At 62.3% G+C, this 17,775-nt stretch carries 13 protein-coding genes; 8 read left to right on the forward strand and 5 right to left on the reverse strand.

Annotated elements, in window-relative coordinates; all coding sequences use genetic code 11:
- Together QWY79_RS13800 and QWY79_RS13805 are read left to right on the forward strand one after the other, a co-directional pair.
- Positions 1–2,062 (forward strand): cadherin-like domain-containing protein (locus QWY79_RS13800; RefSeq protein WP_290273911.1); only part of this gene is annotated, 2,062 nt, incomplete at its 5' end.
- A 70-nt stretch (positions 2,063–2,132) separates the two neighbouring features.
- Positions 2,133–2,477, forward strand: a complete 345-nt coding sequence (locus QWY79_RS13805) for a tryptophan synthase subunit beta like protein (protein ID WP_290273914.1) — start codon at positions 2,133–2,135, stop codon at positions 2,475–2,477.
- Positions 2,478–2,607: 130 nt separating this feature from the next.
- Here the strand turns inward: QWY79_RS13805 and QWY79_RS13810 are convergent, their stop codons facing one another.
- From QWY79_RS13810 to QWY79_RS13830, 5 genes are all read right to left on the reverse strand, one after another.
- Positions 2,608–4,551 carry a bifunctional diguanylate cyclase/phosphodiesterase gene (locus QWY79_RS13810; RefSeq protein WP_290273917.1) on the reverse strand — a complete coding sequence of 648 codons (1,944 nt, stop codon included), beginning with the start codon at positions 4,549–4,551 and terminating at the stop codon, positions 2,608–2,610.
- Positions 4,552–4,555: 4 nt separating this feature from the next.
- Positions 4,556–5,287 carry a transglutaminase-like cysteine peptidase gene (locus tag QWY79_RS13815; RefSeq protein ID WP_290273920.1) on the reverse strand — a complete coding sequence of 244 codons (732 nt, stop codon included), beginning with the start codon at positions 5,285–5,287 and terminating at the stop codon, positions 4,556–4,558.
- A 180-nt stretch (positions 5,288–5,467) separates the two neighbouring features.
- A complete protein-coding gene (locus QWY79_RS13820; protein ID WP_290273923.1) occupies positions 5,468–6,631 on the reverse strand; it encodes a cation diffusion facilitator family transporter in 1,164 nt (387 codons plus the stop codon).
- A 6-nt stretch (positions 6,632–6,637) separates the two neighbouring features.
- The gene (locus tag QWY79_RS13825) at positions 6,638–7,801 is read right to left on the reverse strand and encodes a 1-acyl-sn-glycerol-3-phosphate acyltransferase (RefSeq protein WP_290273928.1); all 1,164 of its coding nucleotides are present in this window, start codon (positions 7,799–7,801) and stop codon (positions 6,638–6,640) included.
- Positions 7,802–7,826: 25 nt separating this feature from the next.
- On the reverse strand, positions 7,827–8,759 hold the full coding sequence (locus QWY79_RS13830; protein ID WP_290273931.1) for a recombination-associated protein RdgC: 933 nt from the start codon (positions 8,757–8,759) through the stop codon (positions 7,827–7,829).
- A gap of 252 nt (positions 8,760–9,011) precedes the next feature.
- Between QWY79_RS13830 and QWY79_RS13835 the strand changes: the two genes are divergently transcribed.
- The 6 genes from QWY79_RS13835 to cmk all read left to right on the forward strand — a co-directional run bounded on the left by QWY79_RS13835 (position 9,012) and on the right by cmk (position 17,721).
- Entirely contained in the window at positions 9,012–9,431 is a 420-nt protein-coding gene (locus QWY79_RS13835) for an acyl-CoA thioesterase (RefSeq protein WP_290273936.1), read from the forward strand.
- A gap of 238 nt (positions 9,432–9,669) precedes the next feature.
- The gene (gene gyrA / locus QWY79_RS13840; RefSeq protein ID WP_290273939.1) at positions 9,670–12,405 is read left to right on the forward strand and encodes a DNA gyrase subunit A; all 2,736 of its coding nucleotides are present in this window, start codon (positions 9,670–9,672) and stop codon (positions 12,403–12,405) included.
- Positions 12,406–12,423: 18 nt separating this feature from the next.
- Positions 12,424–13,542, forward strand: coding sequence for a 3-phosphoserine/phosphohydroxythreonine transaminase (gene serC / locus QWY79_RS13845; protein WP_290273942.1), 1,119 nt, complete (start codon positions 12,424–12,426; stop codon positions 13,540–13,542).
- 140 nt (positions 13,543–13,682) lie between these two features.
- Positions 13,683–14,774, forward strand: a complete 1,092-nt coding sequence (gene pheA, locus QWY79_RS13850; protein WP_290273945.1) for a prephenate dehydratase — start codon at positions 13,683–13,685, stop codon at positions 14,772–14,774.
- Positions 14,775–14,776: 2 nt separating this feature from the next.
- A complete protein-coding gene (locus QWY79_RS13855) occupies positions 14,777–17,035 on the forward strand; it encodes a bifunctional prephenate dehydrogenase/3-phosphoshikimate 1-carboxyvinyltransferase (RefSeq protein WP_290273948.1) in 2,259 nt (752 codons plus the stop codon).
- Complete coding sequence (cmk, locus tag QWY79_RS13860; protein ID WP_290273953.1) at positions 17,032–17,721, forward strand: (d)CMP kinase; 690 nt, start codon at positions 17,032–17,034, stop codon at positions 17,719–17,721. The genes QWY79_RS13855 and cmk overlap by 4 nt, the downstream gene beginning before the upstream one ends.
- Positions 17,722–17,775: the final 54 nt, after the last annotated feature.

Genomic DNA, 17,775 nt, shown 5'->3' on the forward strand with positions numbered 1-17,775 from the left:
GTTCACGCTGAACGTGACCGATGTGGCCGGGGAGTCGACGTCGGACAGCCTGGATATCCGTATCGAGGATACTGAGCCCACGGCAAACGATGACGCCACTACCACGGAAGAAGACTCTTCCGTCACGTTTAATGTTCTCGGTAATGATGACCCGGGGGCAGATGGCTCGGCACTGACGTCCGCCAGCCTGGCGGCCGGCTATGCGGGTGCAGGGACCGTGACGACCGACTCGGATACGGGAGAGGTGACGTTCTCACCGGCTTCCGGTGTCGAAGGCGAGGTGGTGATCGACTACACCATCACCGATGCTGATGGTGATACCGGCAGTGCCCAATTGACGGTCACTGTGGAGCCGGACTCCAAGCCCGAGTTGTCCGGGCTGGCGGGCAGAGATGGTGTGGCCGATGAAGCCGGACTGTCGAACGGCAGCCGAGCAGGGGATGGCTCCCAGATCACTACGGGTACGTTCAGTACCTCAGTGGGGGGAGATGCGCCCGGCATATTGACCATCGATGGCGACCCTGCCGGTGACGGCGGTACCTACGAGGGGGAGTTTGGCACCCTCGAGGTCACGGATAACGGTGATGGAGACTACGGCTGGACTTACACGCTGACCGATAACTCGACCGACCACAGCAGTCAGGGCACAGGGATTGATGGTATCGAGGATGTCTTCGATATTCACTTGGAAGACAGCGAAGGCGATCTGACCAGTGACACCCTGGACATAGGCATTCGCGATGATGTGCCGGTGGCAGGCATCCAGACGGGGGAAATCTCCGTGGCGGTCAGTGAGCAGAGTATTGGTGATCTCAGTGCCAGCTGGGAGAATGTAACCGCGAGTGGCAACTCGTGGGATGGGAAGCTTCAAGAATCGGATGAACAGTGGCGTCAAGACGAAATCAGCATGGAGTGGGGGAATTGGGGAAGACAGCGCTCTGGTTATGATTTCGAATATGCTGATGGTGTCACCGACACTTCTGGTGTGTCTACTGATGCCTTGTTTTCTCTAGGTGAGTTTACCCATAATAACTTCCCTATTTATCAGGGTGGAGGATATGGATCCCCCGAAATACTTGATAGTGCCGACCTTGTGGTCGACTTTATAGTGAATATTGATGGGCAGGCCACGACTGTCCAGACAACTATTGAGTTGAAGCATACTGAAACTGGTAGTGGCTACTATCAAGGCCAATACTACGATAATGCTCCAGATAAAATTGAAATTACCAATCCCGACCAACAACAAATAATTACTGTTGGTGACCGTGAATTTGTTCTCAGTATCGAAGGTTTTCGTGATAATGATGGAAATTTGGTTGATACGGTAAGGACGTATGAAAACGGCTCTACATCCTTCGATCTTTACGCCAAAGTATCGTCTACAGATGACTTACCTACTGCGGGATCCAATCTGGCCGATGAAGTCCCGGGATGGGGCGCCGATGACCTGGCGGTGGACGGCAGCCTCTATTGGGAAGGCGGCATCCAGAGCGGGGTCATTGAAGGTGACTACGGCAATATCACCGTGAATGCGGATGGCAGCTATAATTATCAGTTGGGTCGGGATGTCCGCGATGATATGGATGTCGGTGATACGCTCACGGAAACCTTCAACTATACGCTGGTCGATGATGATGGCGATGAAGTTCAGGGTAGCCTGGAGTTGACCATCAATGGTGTCGAAAACAATGCGCCTGTGGTGAATGCGGCCTCGACGTCGAGTCTGGATCTGCTGAACTTCCAGGAGTTCAGCCTGGCACCGGACGAAGAGGAAACCACCAGCGCTACGCAGGTATCCCCGGATGCCGGCAACGACGGAGCCGTGGCCGACCAGGCGACGACCGGCCAGACGGTGGCGAAGCAGGCTTCACAGGGTAGCAACAAGACCCTGCAGGCGGATGATGTGCTGAGTGATGGCGATGACGAGCTGTTGACGGGCCAGGAAGGGTCCCTCGACTATCAGCCTTCCGCGGACAAGGCCGGTAACCGTGATGCGGCACCGTCAGGTAATGGGGCCGATGAAAAGGTCGTCGATATTCCCCATAATCCGATAGAGTGATGCGCAGCGTGCTGCTTGCTCGGCAAGCGGCCCGTTTTGGCCCAAATCCTGTCAACGATGAGGCGATGTCATGTACGTCAGGCGTGATTCAGACCAAAGGATTCAGCAGGTCAGTCGTGAGCCGACGTCTGACTGCTCCGAATTCGTTGCCGCCGACTCTCCCGAGCTGCTGGCGTTCATGACGGATGGCCTGCCCAGTCAGGGGATCGATCACTTTCAGACATCGGATCTGGCCTTTGTGCGAGTGGTCGAGGATCTGATTCAGGTGCTGATGGATAAGGGGGTCATCAGCTTCGTCGAGTTGCCCGAGGCGGCGCAGGACAAGGTGCTGGAACGTCAGCGGCTACGCCATCGTGTGGCCCAGGGTCTGGATCTGGTGTCGGACGAGGATGAGGATGATGACGAAGTAATCTAGCTTCGCCAGCACCCAGGTAATAGCGGGCTGCTTTTGTCGAGCCGCCATCCCCGGAGTTCGGGGGTGGCGGCTCTTTCATTGCAGGCAAGGGCCTGCCCATTCTGTGGGACGGGTCGCTCTGGAAAGGCTCTCAATCCTCGATGATGTGGTGCCCGTCTGGGTGACGCTTGACGCCGGGGCCGGCAACGCCATCGAAGCCCAGCTCGAAGAGGGCCTGTGCATGGGCCGAGTCGGTAGCGCCCTCTGCTACCACCAGCAAGCCCTCGCTGTGACACAGGCTGGCGATGCCACGCAGCACCTCCTTGAGACGATCGTTGTCCTTGAGGTGGGAAATCAGGCCTGCCTCGATTTTGAGGTAGTCCAGACCGACATCGCGAAGTTCGGCGATGCGACGCACATCGGTTCCCACATGCTTGAGTCCGATATGGCAGCCGCGGGAGTGCTGAGCTCGGCAGAAGCTCCGCAGGTTGTCCATTTCACGGGTGGCCAGGGATTCGGGGACCTCGAGCCAGAGCTTCCGGCTGGCCTCCTGGTTGGCCAGCAGCCGTTCACGCAACTCGAGCACGAAGCGAGCATCGTATATGGAAGCCGTGCTCAGGTGGATGCTGACGGGCAATCCGCTTCGAGCAATCTCTGCGAGTGCGGCATCCACCATGTCGAGCTCGAACTGAGTCGTTATGTTCAAGCGCGTGAGCCAGGGCATGAAGATGCCGGCATGACGCCACTCCCCGGAAAGGAAGAGCTCCGGTTGAGCTTCCATGTGCACCAGTTGCCGAGTCTCGTCGATGACGGGCCGGGAGGTCAGCTGCACGCCCTGGCTCATCGACTCCTGAAGCGCGTCACGCCAGGCCTCCTGGCCATTGAACAGAGCGTTGTGGTGCTGCTTGACGACACTGAGACTGGTCCGTTCGCCGCGCATCTCGGCATCGGCGAGGGCATTGTCCAGGGCGGAGAAGAGGAGTGGCTGATTGTCGTCCGGGCCATAAGAAATCAGAGCCCCGGCAGCCTGCAATGCAAAGGTGACATCCGCGTCCCCGGAGGTGTCGGACAGGGCATCGAGAGATTGATACAACCGGTCGCGCATGTTGTCGAGATCATTGGCACCGGGCAAAAGGACAGCGAAATCCTGCCCGTTCAGGCGACCCACCATGCCATTACCGTATTCTGCAGCAAGCTCCGTGAGCGTATCGGCAAGTTCGCGCAGATGCTGGTCCGTCACGGCATGGCCGAAGCGCTGATTGTATTCCGCGAGATCCACGACGCGAAGCAGGATCAGCATGCCATTGGCGCGGTAGTCCTGGCTCCCCAGGTGTTCTTTCAAACGATCGAGAAAGGTGGTGCGTTGCAGGGTGTCGGTCACGGCATCATGTTGCAGTTGCCGGCGCAGTGACTCGAGCTGTTGTCCTTCCTTGCCGAGCTGATCGCCGACCACGGTGGACAGACGATTCATGGCCTGGACCAGTTCACGCAGTTCCTGCGTGCGTGGCTCCCTGGCCGTGGTGAAACGCCGTTGTCCGATGTTCTGTGCCTGGTCGATGACGGCCCGCAGCGGCAGGCGAATACGTCTGACCAGCCACCAGGCAAGCGCCAGGCTGATGCCCCCGGCAAGCACGAACCAGCCCGTCAACGCCAGTGTGCTTCGCCACAGGGTCCGGTAGGCAAAGCCGTGTTGACCCTCTAGGGTCAGGGTCGCGAACTGTTGCCAGCCGTCCTGGATCTTGGCTTCGCCGGGTGGCACATTGAACTCGATCAGCTCGACAAACCATTTCGGCACATCCTCGACACCGGTTTCGGCCTGATGGCGGGTAATGACGGCCCCTTGAGTATCGCGCAACTCGATCAGGCGATAGTGGCCGGTATCAAACTGGGCGGATGCCAGCAACTCGAGTGTCACGCCATCCTTCGGCAACTGTGACATGGTCAGTGCCAATGCATTGGCATTGTCGGCATTCTTGAGGCGGATGCTGCGTTCAATGTAATCGTGACTCGATGTCACACTGATGAACAGGCTGCCGCTGAAAGCCAGGATGAGCAATCCCAGGATAATCAGCCATAGTTGCTTGATAAGTGACATCCGCTTATCTCCCCTGGAGGAATCCTTGTTGTTGCATGCGCTCGATGACGTTACGCCAGCGCGAGAGTCGTTCTAGTGGGTCGGCGCGAGACTGACTGGAGCCCTGCGCCCAGAGACCGTTGCCATTGAAGCTGAACAGCGGCTCGAGATCCGTACGCTCACCACCCCTGGTGATATTGGGAATGATATTGTCGAGGATGAGCGGCTCACTACCCGGCGTGCGGTAATAGCCCAGCACCATGTGGGCCTGGGCGCCCTGGCCGCGTCCCAGCCAGGCCTTGACATAGATCAGTCTCAGCTTTTCCTCGGCGACATTCAGTTGCCTCAGGGTGGCGTACTTGCCGATCGTGTAATCCTCGCAATCCCCCTTGCCGCGGGCCAGGGTCTCCAGCGGCGTCGCCCAGTAATCCTTCTGGTTCCAGATATCGATGTCATCCCGCCAACTCACGCGCAGATTGAAGAAGTCGTTCACGGCGCCGAGCTGGTTATTGACCGGTTGCTGTTGCAGCCGGTCGAGCAGTGCCAACCACTCTTCGACTGCCGTCAGACCTGCCTGGCCATAGGCTTGTTGCATGCTGCGGCGAAGCTTTTCCTGGTCGAGATCCGCCGACATCCTCGAGCCGGGCCAGCCTATCAGGCCGGCACCCAACAATCCGGCCAGCATCACCAGCACGCCTCGACGCGTGGTCGAGGTGTCCGTGGCACCCGGGCTGGTCCTGGACGGGGGGCGTGACATTGGCCGGCATCCTCGCGCGGAATCTGTTGGTCATTGCGGATGTAAAGCCCACTGCATATATCAAGCGTGGCTCAAGTAGCCTCTTGTCAACAAGTTTCGTTGCGCACTCAGCGAGTGTCGACAAGCATCATGGACGGCCAGGCCACGGCCGATGTGGCCGCAGTCGTCGGTTAGGCCCTGTCAGCTCTTGCCGGGGCCTTGCCAGATCCTCAAGCGCCCCAGCCAGGTGAGGGCGCTGGCCGCGTCGCGCAACTCGCGGGCGGCGTCGTCCAGATTCCGGTCGTCGGGCAGGCCATCTATATAGATGGATACATCGATGTGTTCATCGATGTAATGCAGGTTAAGGGCGATACGTTCATGCCACAGGTCAATGCCGTGCCAGGCTTCGTCCAGCAGGTTCTCGACATCGTCGCGCAGCGGCAGGGCCGGGCGCAGGCTGTGCTCGGTCTCGCCGGCGTCGTCCTGCGGGTCGATATGGAAGGTGACATCGAAGAGGTTGGGGTGAACGTCGCGCAGCTGACGGCTGACGGCATTGCCGATTTCATGGGCCTCGGAGACCGTGACCCGGGGCGCGACCACGATATGCAGGTCGAGCAGCACCTCGCCGCCGATCCGGCGGGTACGCAGGTCATGCACGCCCTCGACACCGGGCACCGTCATGGCGGTCTGGTGCAGGGTGTGTTGCTGGTCTGCGGGGAGGGCCGTGTCGACCAGTTCCTGGCCGGATTCCCACAGCAGACGGCCCCCGACCTGTCCGACCATGACACCCACGACGATGGCGGCTGCGGCGTCCATCCAGCCGATGCCGAACTGCGCTGCCACCAGGCCGACCAGCACGACCAGGGTGGACAGGGCATCGGAGCGTGAGTGCCAGGCGTTGGCCTCGAGCAGCCGCGAATCGATCTTCCTGGCCACGCGCAGCGTATAGCGAAAGATCCATTCCTTGGCCAGCAGGGCAAGCACGGCGACGATGATGGCCCAGATGCCGGGCGCGGTGGCCGCGCCTCCGTCGAGTAGGCGTGTCAGGCTCGACCAGGCAATGCCTCCGGCGATGAAGATCAGCATGCCGCCGAGCCACAGGGTCGCCAGGGTCTCGATGCGCCCATGCCCATAAGGGTGGTCGCTGTCCGGGGCCTGGCGGCCGAAATGGGTAGCGGCGACCACGAACAGGTCGGTCACGATATCCGAGAAGGAATGGATGCCGTCGGCGATCAAGGCGGCCGAGCCCACCAGCCAGCCCGCCACGAGTTTCGCCAGGCCTACCACCAGGTCGATACCGGCCCCGATCAGGGTGACCCTGTTGGCTTGCCGGGCCTGCAGGGAGCGGTTCTGAAGCGTACTCATGGGACGTCACTCACTGGCGGCGCGACTTTTTACCGGGTTGGCGTATTGCCGCAACCACCAGTCGCGCAGTTCGTTCGGTACCTCGGCGAGCCGACGCTGAAAGCGGGCTCGGTCGGCATCGGTGACTTCGCTGAGGTCAAGCAGCTCCGGGGATTCGCCAAGCGCCTCGAGTGCCAGGTAGTGACTGGGGAAGAGGTGGTAGCCGGCGATGACCTGGCGGTCGATTTCTTCCGCCACGGCTTCGGGCGTGTCGAATTCGTCACCCAGGGGAGTGCCGAACCGCAGGTGCACGCGGCCCTTCTGGCCGGTAATGCCGGCGACGATGGAGCGAATATCCTCGAATTCGCTCTTGGCATACTCGCCGCTGGCATTGACGGCATGCAGCTCGCGAGCCTTCTGCACATCGCAGGGATCATATTCGTAACTGATCGACACCGGTACCAGACGCAGTTCGGCGATGGCCTCACCAGTGCCGGCCTGGCGTTCGGCACCGCGCCTGGCCATGGTCAGCATCTTGATGATGGCCGGGTCGGTGCGATCGATGCCGTTCTTGGCGCGTCCTTCGCGCTGGGCCATCCAGATCGAGTGATTGTCGTCGGTGATCGAGTGGCGAATATACGCCGAGAGTTTTTGATAGGCGGCCAGCATGGCCCGTTTGCCGCGTGCGCTGCGTGGCACGATGAAGCTCTTGTTGAGACGCATCAGGTCATTGACATAGGGCTTCTGCAGCAGGTTGTCGCCGATGGCGATGCGCACGGTGTCGCGTTTAGCCAGGTAAAGCGCGTAATTGACGAATGCCGGATCCAGCGAGATGTCGCGGTGATTGCCGATGAACAGGTAGGCCGTGTTTGGCTGCAGCTTGTCGAGGCCATCGGCTCGGAAGTCCGTGGTCGAGTTGCGAATCATGCGCAGCATGTAGGCCGCGATGCGGTCCTGGAACGTCTTGACGTCGCTGACACCGCGGACTTCCCGGCGCACCGCGAAACTGGCAATGGCGCGTGACAGTCGAGGCATGTACCGGGCGAGGCGGGGCAGCCGGAAGCGAGTCAGGGCATCCAGCAGTTCGGGGTCCTTGGCCAGGCGGGCCAGTACATCGGCCACTTCCTCATCCTGATAGGGACGAATCTCGGCCCATGGGTCCTGTGCACTTGTCGCTTCGCTGTTGTTCATTCTTGGCGGCCGTGGTCGGTGTCGATCATGCAGTAGTGGTGTCGCTGGTTGTCGTGGATTCCCCACCCAGCCAAGCTATCAGGCGCTCGATGCTCTCGGCGAGGGCCTGGGTCATCAACAGGAAGTCGGTTTCCAGGCGTACCAGGCTGTCGTCGCCGTCATCCGTCTGGGCCGCTTCATCGATCAGCGCATCATCAAAGCTCAGGCTCTTGACCGCGAGGTCATCGTGAAGCACGAAGTTCAGGCGTCCTTCGATGCCCAGCGCCAGCTTGCTGGCCTGTCGGTCACTATCCAGCAGTTGCTGGATTTCGTCACTGTCCAGGTCGACCTGGCGTGCGCGCAGGACCCCGTCATCGCCCTTGGCCTTGAGCTCCACCTGGTCGCCGAGCTGCATGTCGGCGGGACGGGAAGCGGCATCACCCAGCCAGGTGGTCATGGCGCGCATGGGCAGGGTCTGGGTCGCCAGCGGGGTGACACGCAGGCTGCCCAGGCTCTCCCTGAGCAGGTCGAGAATCTCTTCGGCACGCTTGCGGCTGCTGGTATTGATGCCGATCAACTGCTGGCGGGTGTCCCACCAGAGATCGACCTTCTGGCTGCGCACGAAGGCGCGCGGCAGCAACTCTTCATAGATCTGCTCCTTGAGGGTCAGCTTCTCCTGTCGGCGCAGCTTGCGTCCTTCGGCGGTTTCCTGTGTCTCGACACGTTCTTCGAGCTCTTCCTTGACCACGGCCGTCGGAAGAATGCGTTCCTGGCGCAGGGCCGTCATCAGCCGGTGGCCCTGCAGCTCGTGCAGGTACTGAGTGCCGGCGCGACCGGCTGGTGTGCACCAGCCCAGGCGTCGGGCCTCAGCGCCATTCAGGGGGCGGAAGGCCTGTTCCGCGAGTGCGGTCTCAAGGTCGGCCGCGCCGAGTTCAGGGGCGTCGTGGAGGCGATAGAGGTGCAAGTGCTTGAACCACATGGAGGCTTTCCCGCATGAAAAGGATGCATATTATGGCGAAAGCAACGCCAGGGTGCCACCAGCGACCGGGCTAGCGTGTTCAAACGATAGTTTGAATGCGGGCGGCGCCACGACTAGAATCTGTCTGGAGCCCAGGGTCGGTGACAGCGGCCTTGCAAGACGCTTCAAGGCCGCTGTTGTCGCGTATCGCCGAGAGCGAATGTGCTTGAGTAACAGCACGCTCGCAGCGGCGCTCCACACAAGGTGTTTTCCATGGATTCAAAACAGTCGACCATCACGTTGCGCGTACGAGGCTATCATCTCGATGGTTACGGCCACGTCAACAATGCCCGGTATCTGGAGTTTCTCGAGGAGGGGCGCTGGGCCTACTTCGATGAACATCCCCAACTGGCAAATCTCTTGCAGGGTGGGGAGGTGGCCTTTGTAGCCGTCAATCTGAATATCGACTATCGGCGTGCCGCGGTGGCCGGCGATGATCTCGAGGTGGTCACTGGCGTGGCCGATCTGGGTTCGCGAAGCGCGCGCATGCATCAGGACATTCGCCGCCTGAGTGACGACAAGCTGATCTCGAGCGCGGACCTGACGTTTGTCCTGCTGGATATTCACAGTAACCAGGCGGTCTCCATCGAAGGGCCGCTGCGTGATCTCATGGCGCCATTGGTTGCCGAATAACGGGGCTGGCTTCCGCCCGCTGCTTTGCACCGCCCGGGATGGTATAATGTGGCGCTGATATGACGCGCCAGGGAGTCGCCGAAGACTCGATGGGCGGGTGAAGCGCCTTCCAGGGCGGTATGGCACGCGGCCATGCCGGCCTGCGCTTTCATTTTTCCGTCGTCGTCGATGGTGGTGCCCCTGTTTTCACGGTCTCGTGACGCGCTTACCTGTTGTAGTGCAAAGGATTCGACGACCCATGGGTGACATCGCCAGAGAGATTCTGCCAGTCAATATCGAGGACGAACTCAAGCAGTCGTACCTCGATTACGCGATGAGCGTGATCATCGGCCGTGCATTGCCGGACGTGCGTGACGGCCTCAAGCCCGTGCATCGGCGTGTGCTGTTCGCCATGCATGAGCTGGGCAATGACTGGAACAAGGCTTACAAGAAATCGGCACGTGTCGTCGGCGATGTGATCGGTAAGTATCACCCGCATGGCGACAGCGCTGTCTATGACACCATCGTGCGCATGGCGCAGGATTTCTCCATGCGCCATGTGCTGGTCGACGGCCAAGGCAACTTCGGCTCCATCGACGGCGATAATGCGGCAGCCATGCGTTACACCGAAGTGCGCATGGCCCGGCTGGCCCACGACCTGCTCGCCGACCTGGAAAAGGACACCGTCGACTGGGTCGACAACTACGACGGCACCGAGCGCATTCCCGAGGTTCTGCCGACCAGGCTGCCCAACCTGCTGGTCAATGGTTCCTCGGGCATTGCCGTGGGCATGGCCACCAATATCCCGCCGCACAACATGGTGGAAGTCATCGACGGCTGCCTGGCGCTGATCGATGATCACACCCTGAGTGTCGATGACCTCATCGAGCATATCCCGGGCCCGGATTTTCCGACCGGCGGCATCATCAACGGTCGTGCCGGCATTCTCGAAGCCTACCGCACCGGTCGCGGTCGCATTTATGTGCGAGCACGCCATACCATCGAGCATGACGAGAAGACCGGCCGCGATCACATCGTCATCACCGAGCTGCCGTATCAGGTGAACAAGGCGCGCCTGATCGAGAAGGTGGCCGAGCTGGTCAAGGACAAGCGCATCGAGGGTATCGCCGAGCTGCGTGACGAGTCCGACAAGGACGGCCTGAGGGTCGTCATCGAGGTCAAGCGGGGCGAGTCCGGCGATGTCGTCGTCAACAATCTCTTCGCCCAGACCCAGCTGCAGAATGTCTTCGGCATCAACATGGTCGCCCTGGATGGGGGAGAGCCGCGCACCCTCAACCTGAAGGAAGCCCTGGAAGCCTTCATTCGGCATCGCCGTGAAGTGGTGACCCGTCGTACCCTGTTCGAGCTGCGCAAGGCGCGTGAACGGGGCCACATTCTCGAAGGGCTCACGGTGGCCATCTCCAACATCGACGAGGTCATCGAGCTGATCAAGGCGTCGCCCTCGGCCAACGAGGCCAAGGAGAAGCTGCTCGAGCGTGATTGGGCGCCCGGCCAGGTGACCGGCATGCTGGAGCGTGCCGGTGCGCACTCCTGCAAACCGGAGGACCTGGAAGAAGGCTATGGGCTGGATGAGGCGAGTGCCCGCTATCGCTTGTCGCCGGCCCAGGCCCAGGCCATTCTCGAATTGCGCCTGCACCGCCTGACGGGCCTGGAAACCGAAAAGCTGCTCGACGAGTATCTGGGCATCCTGCAGAAGATTGCCGAGCTCACCGAGATCCTGGCCTCCGCCGACCGCCTGCTCGAGGTGATTCGCGAGGAGCTGGCAGCGGTGCGTGATCAGTTCGGCGAGCCGCGCCGCACCCAGATCCAGGCCAGCCATCTGGACCTGTCCATCGAGGACCTGATCGCCGAGGAAGACATGGTGGTGACGGTCTCCCGCTCGGGCTATGCCAAGACCCAGCCGCTGTCCGATTACCAGGCGCAGCGGCGTGGCGGTCGCGGCAAGTCGGCGACCTCGATGAAGGACGAGGATGTCATCGAGCATCTGCTGGTCGCCTCGACCCACGACACCGTGCTGCTGTTTTCCAATCGCGGCAAGGTCTACTGGCTCAAGGTCTACGAGATGCCGGCGGCCAGCCGTGGTTCGCGCGGCAAGCCGCTGGTCAACCTGCTGCCGCTCGAGGAAGATGAGGCCATCAACGCCATCCTGCCGGTGCATGATTATGACCCGGAAAGCTACATCCTCTTCGCCACCGCCAAGGGCACCGTCAAGCGCACCAGCCTGGTTCACTTCTCGCGCCCGCGCAGCGTGGGCCTGATCGCCATCGACCTGGAAGAGGGCGACCGCCTGGTCGGCGCTGCCATCACCAGTGGCAGCGACCATGCCATGCTGCTGTCGTCCAACGGCAAGGCGATCCGCTTCAACGAGACCGATGTGCGCGCCATGGGGCGCACCGCGCGCGGTGTGCGCGGCATGCGCCTGCTGGAGGGTGCCGAGGTGATCAGCCTGATCATTCCGCGCAGCCAGCATATCGATGCCGAGGAAGAGGGTGCTGACGAGACGACGGTCGAGCCGCAGGATGATGGCCAGATCTATATCCTCACGGCCTCGGAAAACGGCTACGGCAAGCGTTCCCGGCTCGAGGAGTTCCCGCTGCGCGGGCGTGGCGGCCAGGGTGTCATCGCCATGCAGACCAGCCAGCGCAATGGCCCGCTGGTGGCTGCCATGCAGGTCTATGCCAGCGACGAGATGATGCTCATCACCGACCGCGGCACTCTGGTGCGCACCCGTGTCGACGAGGTGTCGATCTCCTCGCGTAACACCCAGGGGGTGATGCTGATCCGCCTGGGCGAGAGCGAAGCTCTGGTCAAGACGGTGCGCGTCGATGAACCCGAAGAGGCCCCGGCGGAAGAGGACGCGCCCGCGCTGGAGGGCGAGACGGCGGCGCAGGCCGACGGGCCGAGTAATGACACGGCCGCGTCGTCTCCGCACGCGGACAATGGTGACGAGCCCGACGCTCCCGATGATGAGTAACGAGGAAACATTGAGCCGATGACACGCCACTTCAATTTCTGTGCCGGTCCGGCCGCCATGCCGGCGCCGGTACTGGAACGCGCTCGGCAGGAAATGCTGGATTACCAGGGACGAGGCCTCTCGGTCATGGAGATGAGCCATCGCTCCAGTGACTACATGGCGATTGCCGAGCAGGCCGAGCACGACCTGCGCGACCTGTTGTCCATTCCCGACAATTATCGAGTGCTCTTCACCCAGGGCGGTGCAACCCAGCAGTTCGCCGCCTTGCCGTATAACCTGCTGGGGCAGGGCGGTACGGCCAACTTCGTGCACACCGGCATCTGGGGCAGCAAGGCCGTCAAGGAGGCACGTCACCTCTTCGGCGAGGCAGGCGTGGCGGCGTCCAGCGAGCCCAACGGCCATACAGCGGTGCCGCGCCCGGAAGAGATCCGCCTGTCGCCGGATGCGGCCTATCTGCATTACACCGCCAACGAGACCATCGGCGGGCTCGAATTCGATTATCTCCCGGGCAATGCCCGGGGTGGCATGGCGCGACCGGATGGTGTGGAAGTCCCGGTCGTCTGCGACATGTCATCGAGCATTCTGTCGGAGCCCCTGGATGTGTCCCGATTCGGCATTCTCTACGCCGGGGCCCAGAAGAATATCGGCCCGGCGGGGCTGGTGGTGGTCATCGTGCGTGACGACCTCCTGGAGCGTGCCCGGGCGGACATGCCGAGCCTGTTCAGCTATCGGGCGTTGGCCGAGGCCGCTTCCATGATCAACACGCCGGCGACCTACAGCTGGTATCTGGCCGGCCTGGTGTTCCAGTGGGTGCGCCAGGACGTGGGAGGTCTCGACGCCATGCAGGCCATCAATGCTCGCAAGGCGAGCAAGCTGTATGCCGCCATCGACGCCAGTGACTTCTATTCCAACCCGATTGCCGGGATCAATCGTTCACGCATGAATGTGCCTTTCGTGCTGGCCGATGCGCGTCTCGATGAGGATTTTCTGGTCGAGAGCGAACAGGCCGGGCTGTTGAATCTCAAGGGGCATCGCAGTGTCGGCGGCATGCGGGCGAGTCTTTACAACGCCGTGCCGGAAGCGGCCGTGGATGCGCTGGTCGATTTCATGGCCGATTTCGAGCGGCGTAATGGCTGAGCGGCTCGGCTACACCGGGAGCTGTAAGCCGAGATACGAGCTACGAGGTACGAGATACGAGCGACGCTGCCTTGGGGGTGCCCTTCGAATCTCGTGGCTCGATGCTCGCGGCTTGATAATTTGATAATCAGGGGAACCCCATGACTGATACGCCCCATCATCTCGACGAGCTGCGTCAGCGTATCGACCAGCTGGATACGGATATCATGCGTCTGATCAGCGAGCGTGCCGACTGTGCCCGCCAGGTCGCCGAGATCAAGACACAGGATGATCCCCAGGCGGTGTTCTATCGTCCCGAGCGTGAAGCCCAGGTGTTGCGCCGCATCATGGAGCTCAACGACGGGCCGCTGGACAGCGAGGAGATGGCCCGACTGTTCCGCGAGATCATGTCGGCCTGTCTGGCACTCGAGCAGCCCGTCAAGGTCGCCTACCTGGGGCCGGAAGGCACCTTCACACAGCAGGCGGCGCTCAAGCATTTCGGCGAGAGTGCGGTCAGCCTGCCGATGGCGGCCATCGATGAGGTCTTTCGCGAAGTGGAGGCCGGTGCCGTCAACTATGGGGTGGTGCCGGTGGAAAACTCCACCGAGGGCGTCATCAACCATACCCTGGATTCCTTCATGGATTCCGGCATGCGGATCTGTGGTGAAGTCGTGCTGCGCATTCACCATCATCTGCTGGTGTCCGACAACACCCGACGCGACAAGGTATCGCGGATCTATTCGCATCCGCAGTCGTTCGCTCAGTGTCGCAAGTGGCTGGACGCGCACTACCCTCACGCCGAGCGTGTGCCGGTCTCGTCGAATGCCGAGGCAGCCAGGCTGGTCAAGACCGAATGGCACAGTGCGGCCATTGCGGGTGACATGGCGGCCAAGCTCTACGGCCTGACGCCGGTCGCCGAGAAGATCGAGGACCGCCCGGACAACTCCACGCGCTTCCTGATCATCGGCAACCAGGACGTGCCGATGTCCGGCGACGACAAGACATCCATCGTGGTGGCCATGCGTAACCAGCCCGGGGCACTGCATGACCTGCTGGAGCCCTTCCATCGTCACCAGATCGACCTGACACGGCTCGAGACGCGGCCGTCGCGCACCGGGGTGTGGAACTATGTCTTCTTCATCGACTTCAAGGGTCACCACGCCGAGCCCCGTGTAGCGGCGGTACTCGAGGAAGTGCGCTTGCGTGCCGCCGAGGTCAAGGTGCTGGGGTCCTTCCCGGTGGGCGTGCTGTGACGATGTCGCAGGCCGTTCGAGAACCGCGCATTCTGATTGTCGGATTGGGATTGATCGGCAGCTCGCTGGCGGCCGGCCTGCGACGGGCAGGTGTGGCTGGCGAGATCCGGGCCTGTGACCCGCATCTCGACGAGCTGATGCGTGCCCGCGAGATGGGACTGATCGATGGTGGCGGTGCCTGCCTGGCGGAACAGCTCGACGGTGTCAGTCTGGTCGTGCTGGCGGTGCCGGTGCTGGCCATGCGTGAGGTGATGAATGAGCTGGCGACAGACCGGCATCGAGCGGCGCCCGACCTGGTCATCACCGATGTCGGGAGTACCAAGGCCACCATCCGCGAAGATGCCGTCGCGGCCTTCGGCAGCCTGCCGGCCAATCTGGTGCTCGGCCACCCCATTGCCGGTTCCGAAAAGAGCGGCCTGGATGCGGTCGATCCGGCCCTCTTCGAGGGCCACAAGGTGATTCTGACACCGGCCCCGTCGACCTGTACCGATGCCGTGGGACGAGTGCGCGCCCTGTGGGCGACGGTCGGCGCCGAGGTCCTCGAAATGGACGTGGATCGCCATGATGCGGTGCTGGCCCGCACCAGTCATCTGCCGCATCTGCTGGCCTTTTCGCTGGTGGACACCCTGGCGCGCCAGGATGAGCGGCTGGACATCTTTCGCTACGCGGCGGGCGGCTTTCGTGATTTCACGCGTATCGCCGGCAGTGACCCGGTCATGTGGCGGGACATATTTGCGGCCAATCAGTCGGCTGTGCTCGATGCCCTGGACGAGTTCGAGGCCGGCCTGGCCCGACTGCGCCACGCCGTCGAGGCCGGCGATGCCGATGCCATGCTGTCCACGCTCGATCGGGCCAGTCACGCTCGACGCTATTTCGACTCTTTACTGAATCAGCGCAGTTATCAGGCGGAGTATCAGATGCAGGAATCTACAAGCTTGTGCTACCGGGCAGGCCCCGGTGGCGCTGTACAGGGACGCATTCGCGTGCCCGGTGACAAGTCGGTATCGCACCGGTCCATTATGCTGGGCGCGCTGGCCGAGGGAGTGACCGAGGTCTCCGGTTTCCTCGAGGGGGAAGACAGCCTGGCTACCCTGCAGGCGTTTCGCGAAATGGGGGTCGCCATCGAGGGGCCGCATCAGGGGCGTGTGACCATCCATGGCGTGGGGCTGCATGGTCTGCAGGCGCCGGCGGGCCCGCTCTATGTCGGCAACGCCGGAACGGCGATGCGGCTTTTCGCCGGCCTTCTGGCGGGACAGGCATTCGATACCGAGCTGACCGGTGATACCTCTCTGACCCGGCGCCCCATGGGGCGGGTGGCGGACCCATTGCGCGAGATGGGCGCCGTCATCGATACCGCCGAAGGTGGCCGTCCGCCGTTGAAGATTCGTGGCGGTCAGGCGCTGAAGGGCATTGATTACGACATGCCAATGGCCAGTGCCCAGGTCAAGTCCTGCCTGCTGCTGGCCGGCCTCTACGCCGATGGCGAGACGCGGGTGCGCGAGCCGGCGCCGACCCGTGATCACACCGAGCGCATGCTGGGCGGCTTCGGCTACCGGGTGGAGCGTCAGGGCGACACCTGCTGGCTGCAGGGTGGTGGAGCGCTGCAGGCGGCGCCCATCGATGTGCCTGCGGATATTTCCTCGGCGGCCTTCTTCCTGGTGGCGGCCGCCATTACCCCGGGCGCCGATCTGGTGCTGGAACACGTCGGCGTCAATCCGACGCGGATCGGCGTGATCAATATCCTGCAACGGATGGGAGCCGATCTGCGTCTCGAGAATGAGCACGAGGTCGGGGGCGAGCCGGTGGCGGATCTGCACGTTCGTTATGCACCGCTGCACGGCATCGATATTCCCGCCGACCAGGTGCCGCTGGCCATCGATGAATTCCCGGCGCTGTTCGTCGCCGCGGCCAATGCCGAAGGCGTGACACGCCTGCGCGACGCCGGCGAGCTGCGCGTCAAGGAGTCCGATCGCCTGCAGGCCATGGCCGACGGCTTTGCCCGTCTGGGCGTCGAACATACGCTGTATGATGAGGGCATCGATATCATGGGTCGCAACACGGATGGTGCGAATTACCGTGGTGCCGACGTCGACAGCCTGGGCGACCACCGGATTGCCATGGCCTTTGCCGTGGCCGCCTTGCGTGCCGAGGGGGCCGTCAATGTCCGGGATTGCGCCAACGTGGCTACATCCTTCCCCGGCTTTATCGAGCTGGCCCGGCGGGTCGGCCTGACCATCGAGGAACAACAGGAGGGCGCATGAGCGACCGGGCGGCGGTAGTGACCATTGATGGCCCCGGAGGAGCGGGCAAGGGCACCATCAGTCGGCTGGTGGCCGAGCGGCTGGGCTGGCATCTGCTCGACAGCGGCGCCCTGTATCGGTTGACGGCACTGGCGGCGTTGCGTCACGGCGTGGCGTTGGACGATGCGGCCGGCCTGGCCCGGGTAGCGGTCGAGCTCGATGTTGTCTTCCTGGCCGAGGGCGGCGAGGGTCGCGTCCTGCTCGAGGGCCAGGATGTCGGCGGCGACATTCGCACCGAGCAGGTCGGTGATGCCGCGTCCCGGGTGGCCGCGCTCCCCGAAGTCCGCACGGCGCTTCTGCAGCGCCAACAGACGTTTCGTCAGCCTCCCGGGCTGGTCGCCGATGGACGGGACATGGGCACCGTGGTCTTTCAGGATGCGCCCCTGAAGATCTTTCTCACGGCTTCGGCCGAGGAGCGTGCCCAGCGACGTCATCGACAGTTGCGAGAGGCGGGGGTGGATGCTAATCTATCCAGTCTTCTAAAGGAGATTCAGGCACGCGATGCGCGAGATATGCAGCGCAGTGTGGCGCCCCTTGTGCCGGCCGATGATGCCGTTACTCTGGACACCACCCGCCTGACGATACCGGAAGTGGTGGAACGGCTGATGGCACTGCTGGCCCGCGAGGGCCTGACGTCGGATGCCTGAGCTCCCTTGCGGCGCCTTCGGCAAGATGTGATGACGTGGATGGGCATTGATTTC

Source organism: Halomonas sabkhae (assembly GCF_030409265.1).
GTDB classification, from domain to species: domain Bacteria; phylum Pseudomonadota; class Gammaproteobacteria; order Pseudomonadales; family Halomonadaceae; genus Halomonas; species Halomonas halmophila.

What these genes read in the sequence shown, in the direction of transcription:
- QWY79_RS13805 (WP_290273914.1), top strand. Translation starts at nt 2,133, where the DNA reads ATGTACGTCAGGCGTGATTCAGACCAAAGGATTCAGCAGGTCAGTCGT.
- cmk (WP_290273953.1), top strand. Translation starts at nt 17,032, where the DNA reads ATGAGCGACCGGGCGGCGGTAGTGACCATTGATGGCCCCGGAGGAGCG.
- pheA (WP_290273945.1), top strand. Translation starts at nt 13,683, where the DNA reads ATGACTGATACGCCCCATCATCTCGACGAGCTGCGTCAGCGTATCGAC.
- QWY79_RS13830 (WP_290273931.1), bottom strand. Translation starts at nt 8,759, where the DNA reads ATGTGGTTCAAGCACTTGCACCTCTATCGCCTCCACGACGCCCCTGAA.
- QWY79_RS13855 (WP_290273948.1), top strand. Translation starts at nt 14,777, where the DNA reads ATGTCGCAGGCCGTTCGAGAACCGCGCATTCTGATTGTCGGATTGGGA.
- QWY79_RS13835 (WP_290273936.1), top strand. Translation starts at nt 9,012, where the DNA reads ATGGATTCAAAACAGTCGACCATCACGTTGCGCGTACGAGGCTATCAT.
- serC (WP_290273942.1), top strand. Translation starts at nt 12,424, where the DNA reads ATGACACGCCACTTCAATTTCTGTGCCGGTCCGGCCGCCATGCCGGCG.
- QWY79_RS13815 (WP_290273920.1), bottom strand. Translation starts at nt 5,287, where the DNA reads ATGTCACGCCCCCCGTCCAGGACCAGCCCGGGTGCCACGGACACCTCG.
- QWY79_RS13820 (WP_290273923.1), bottom strand. Translation starts at nt 6,631, where the DNA reads ATGAGTACGCTTCAGAACCGCTCCCTGCAGGCCCGGCAAGCCAACAGG.
- gyrA (WP_290273939.1), top strand. Translation starts at nt 9,670, where the DNA reads ATGGGTGACATCGCCAGAGAGATTCTGCCAGTCAATATCGAGGACGAA.
- QWY79_RS13825 (WP_290273928.1), bottom strand. Translation starts at nt 7,801, where the DNA reads ATGAACAACAGCGAAGCGACAAGTGCACAGGACCCATGGGCCGAGATT.
- QWY79_RS13810 (WP_290273917.1), bottom strand. Translation starts at nt 4,551, where the DNA reads ATGTCACTTATCAAGCAACTATGGCTGATTATCCTGGGATTGCTCATC.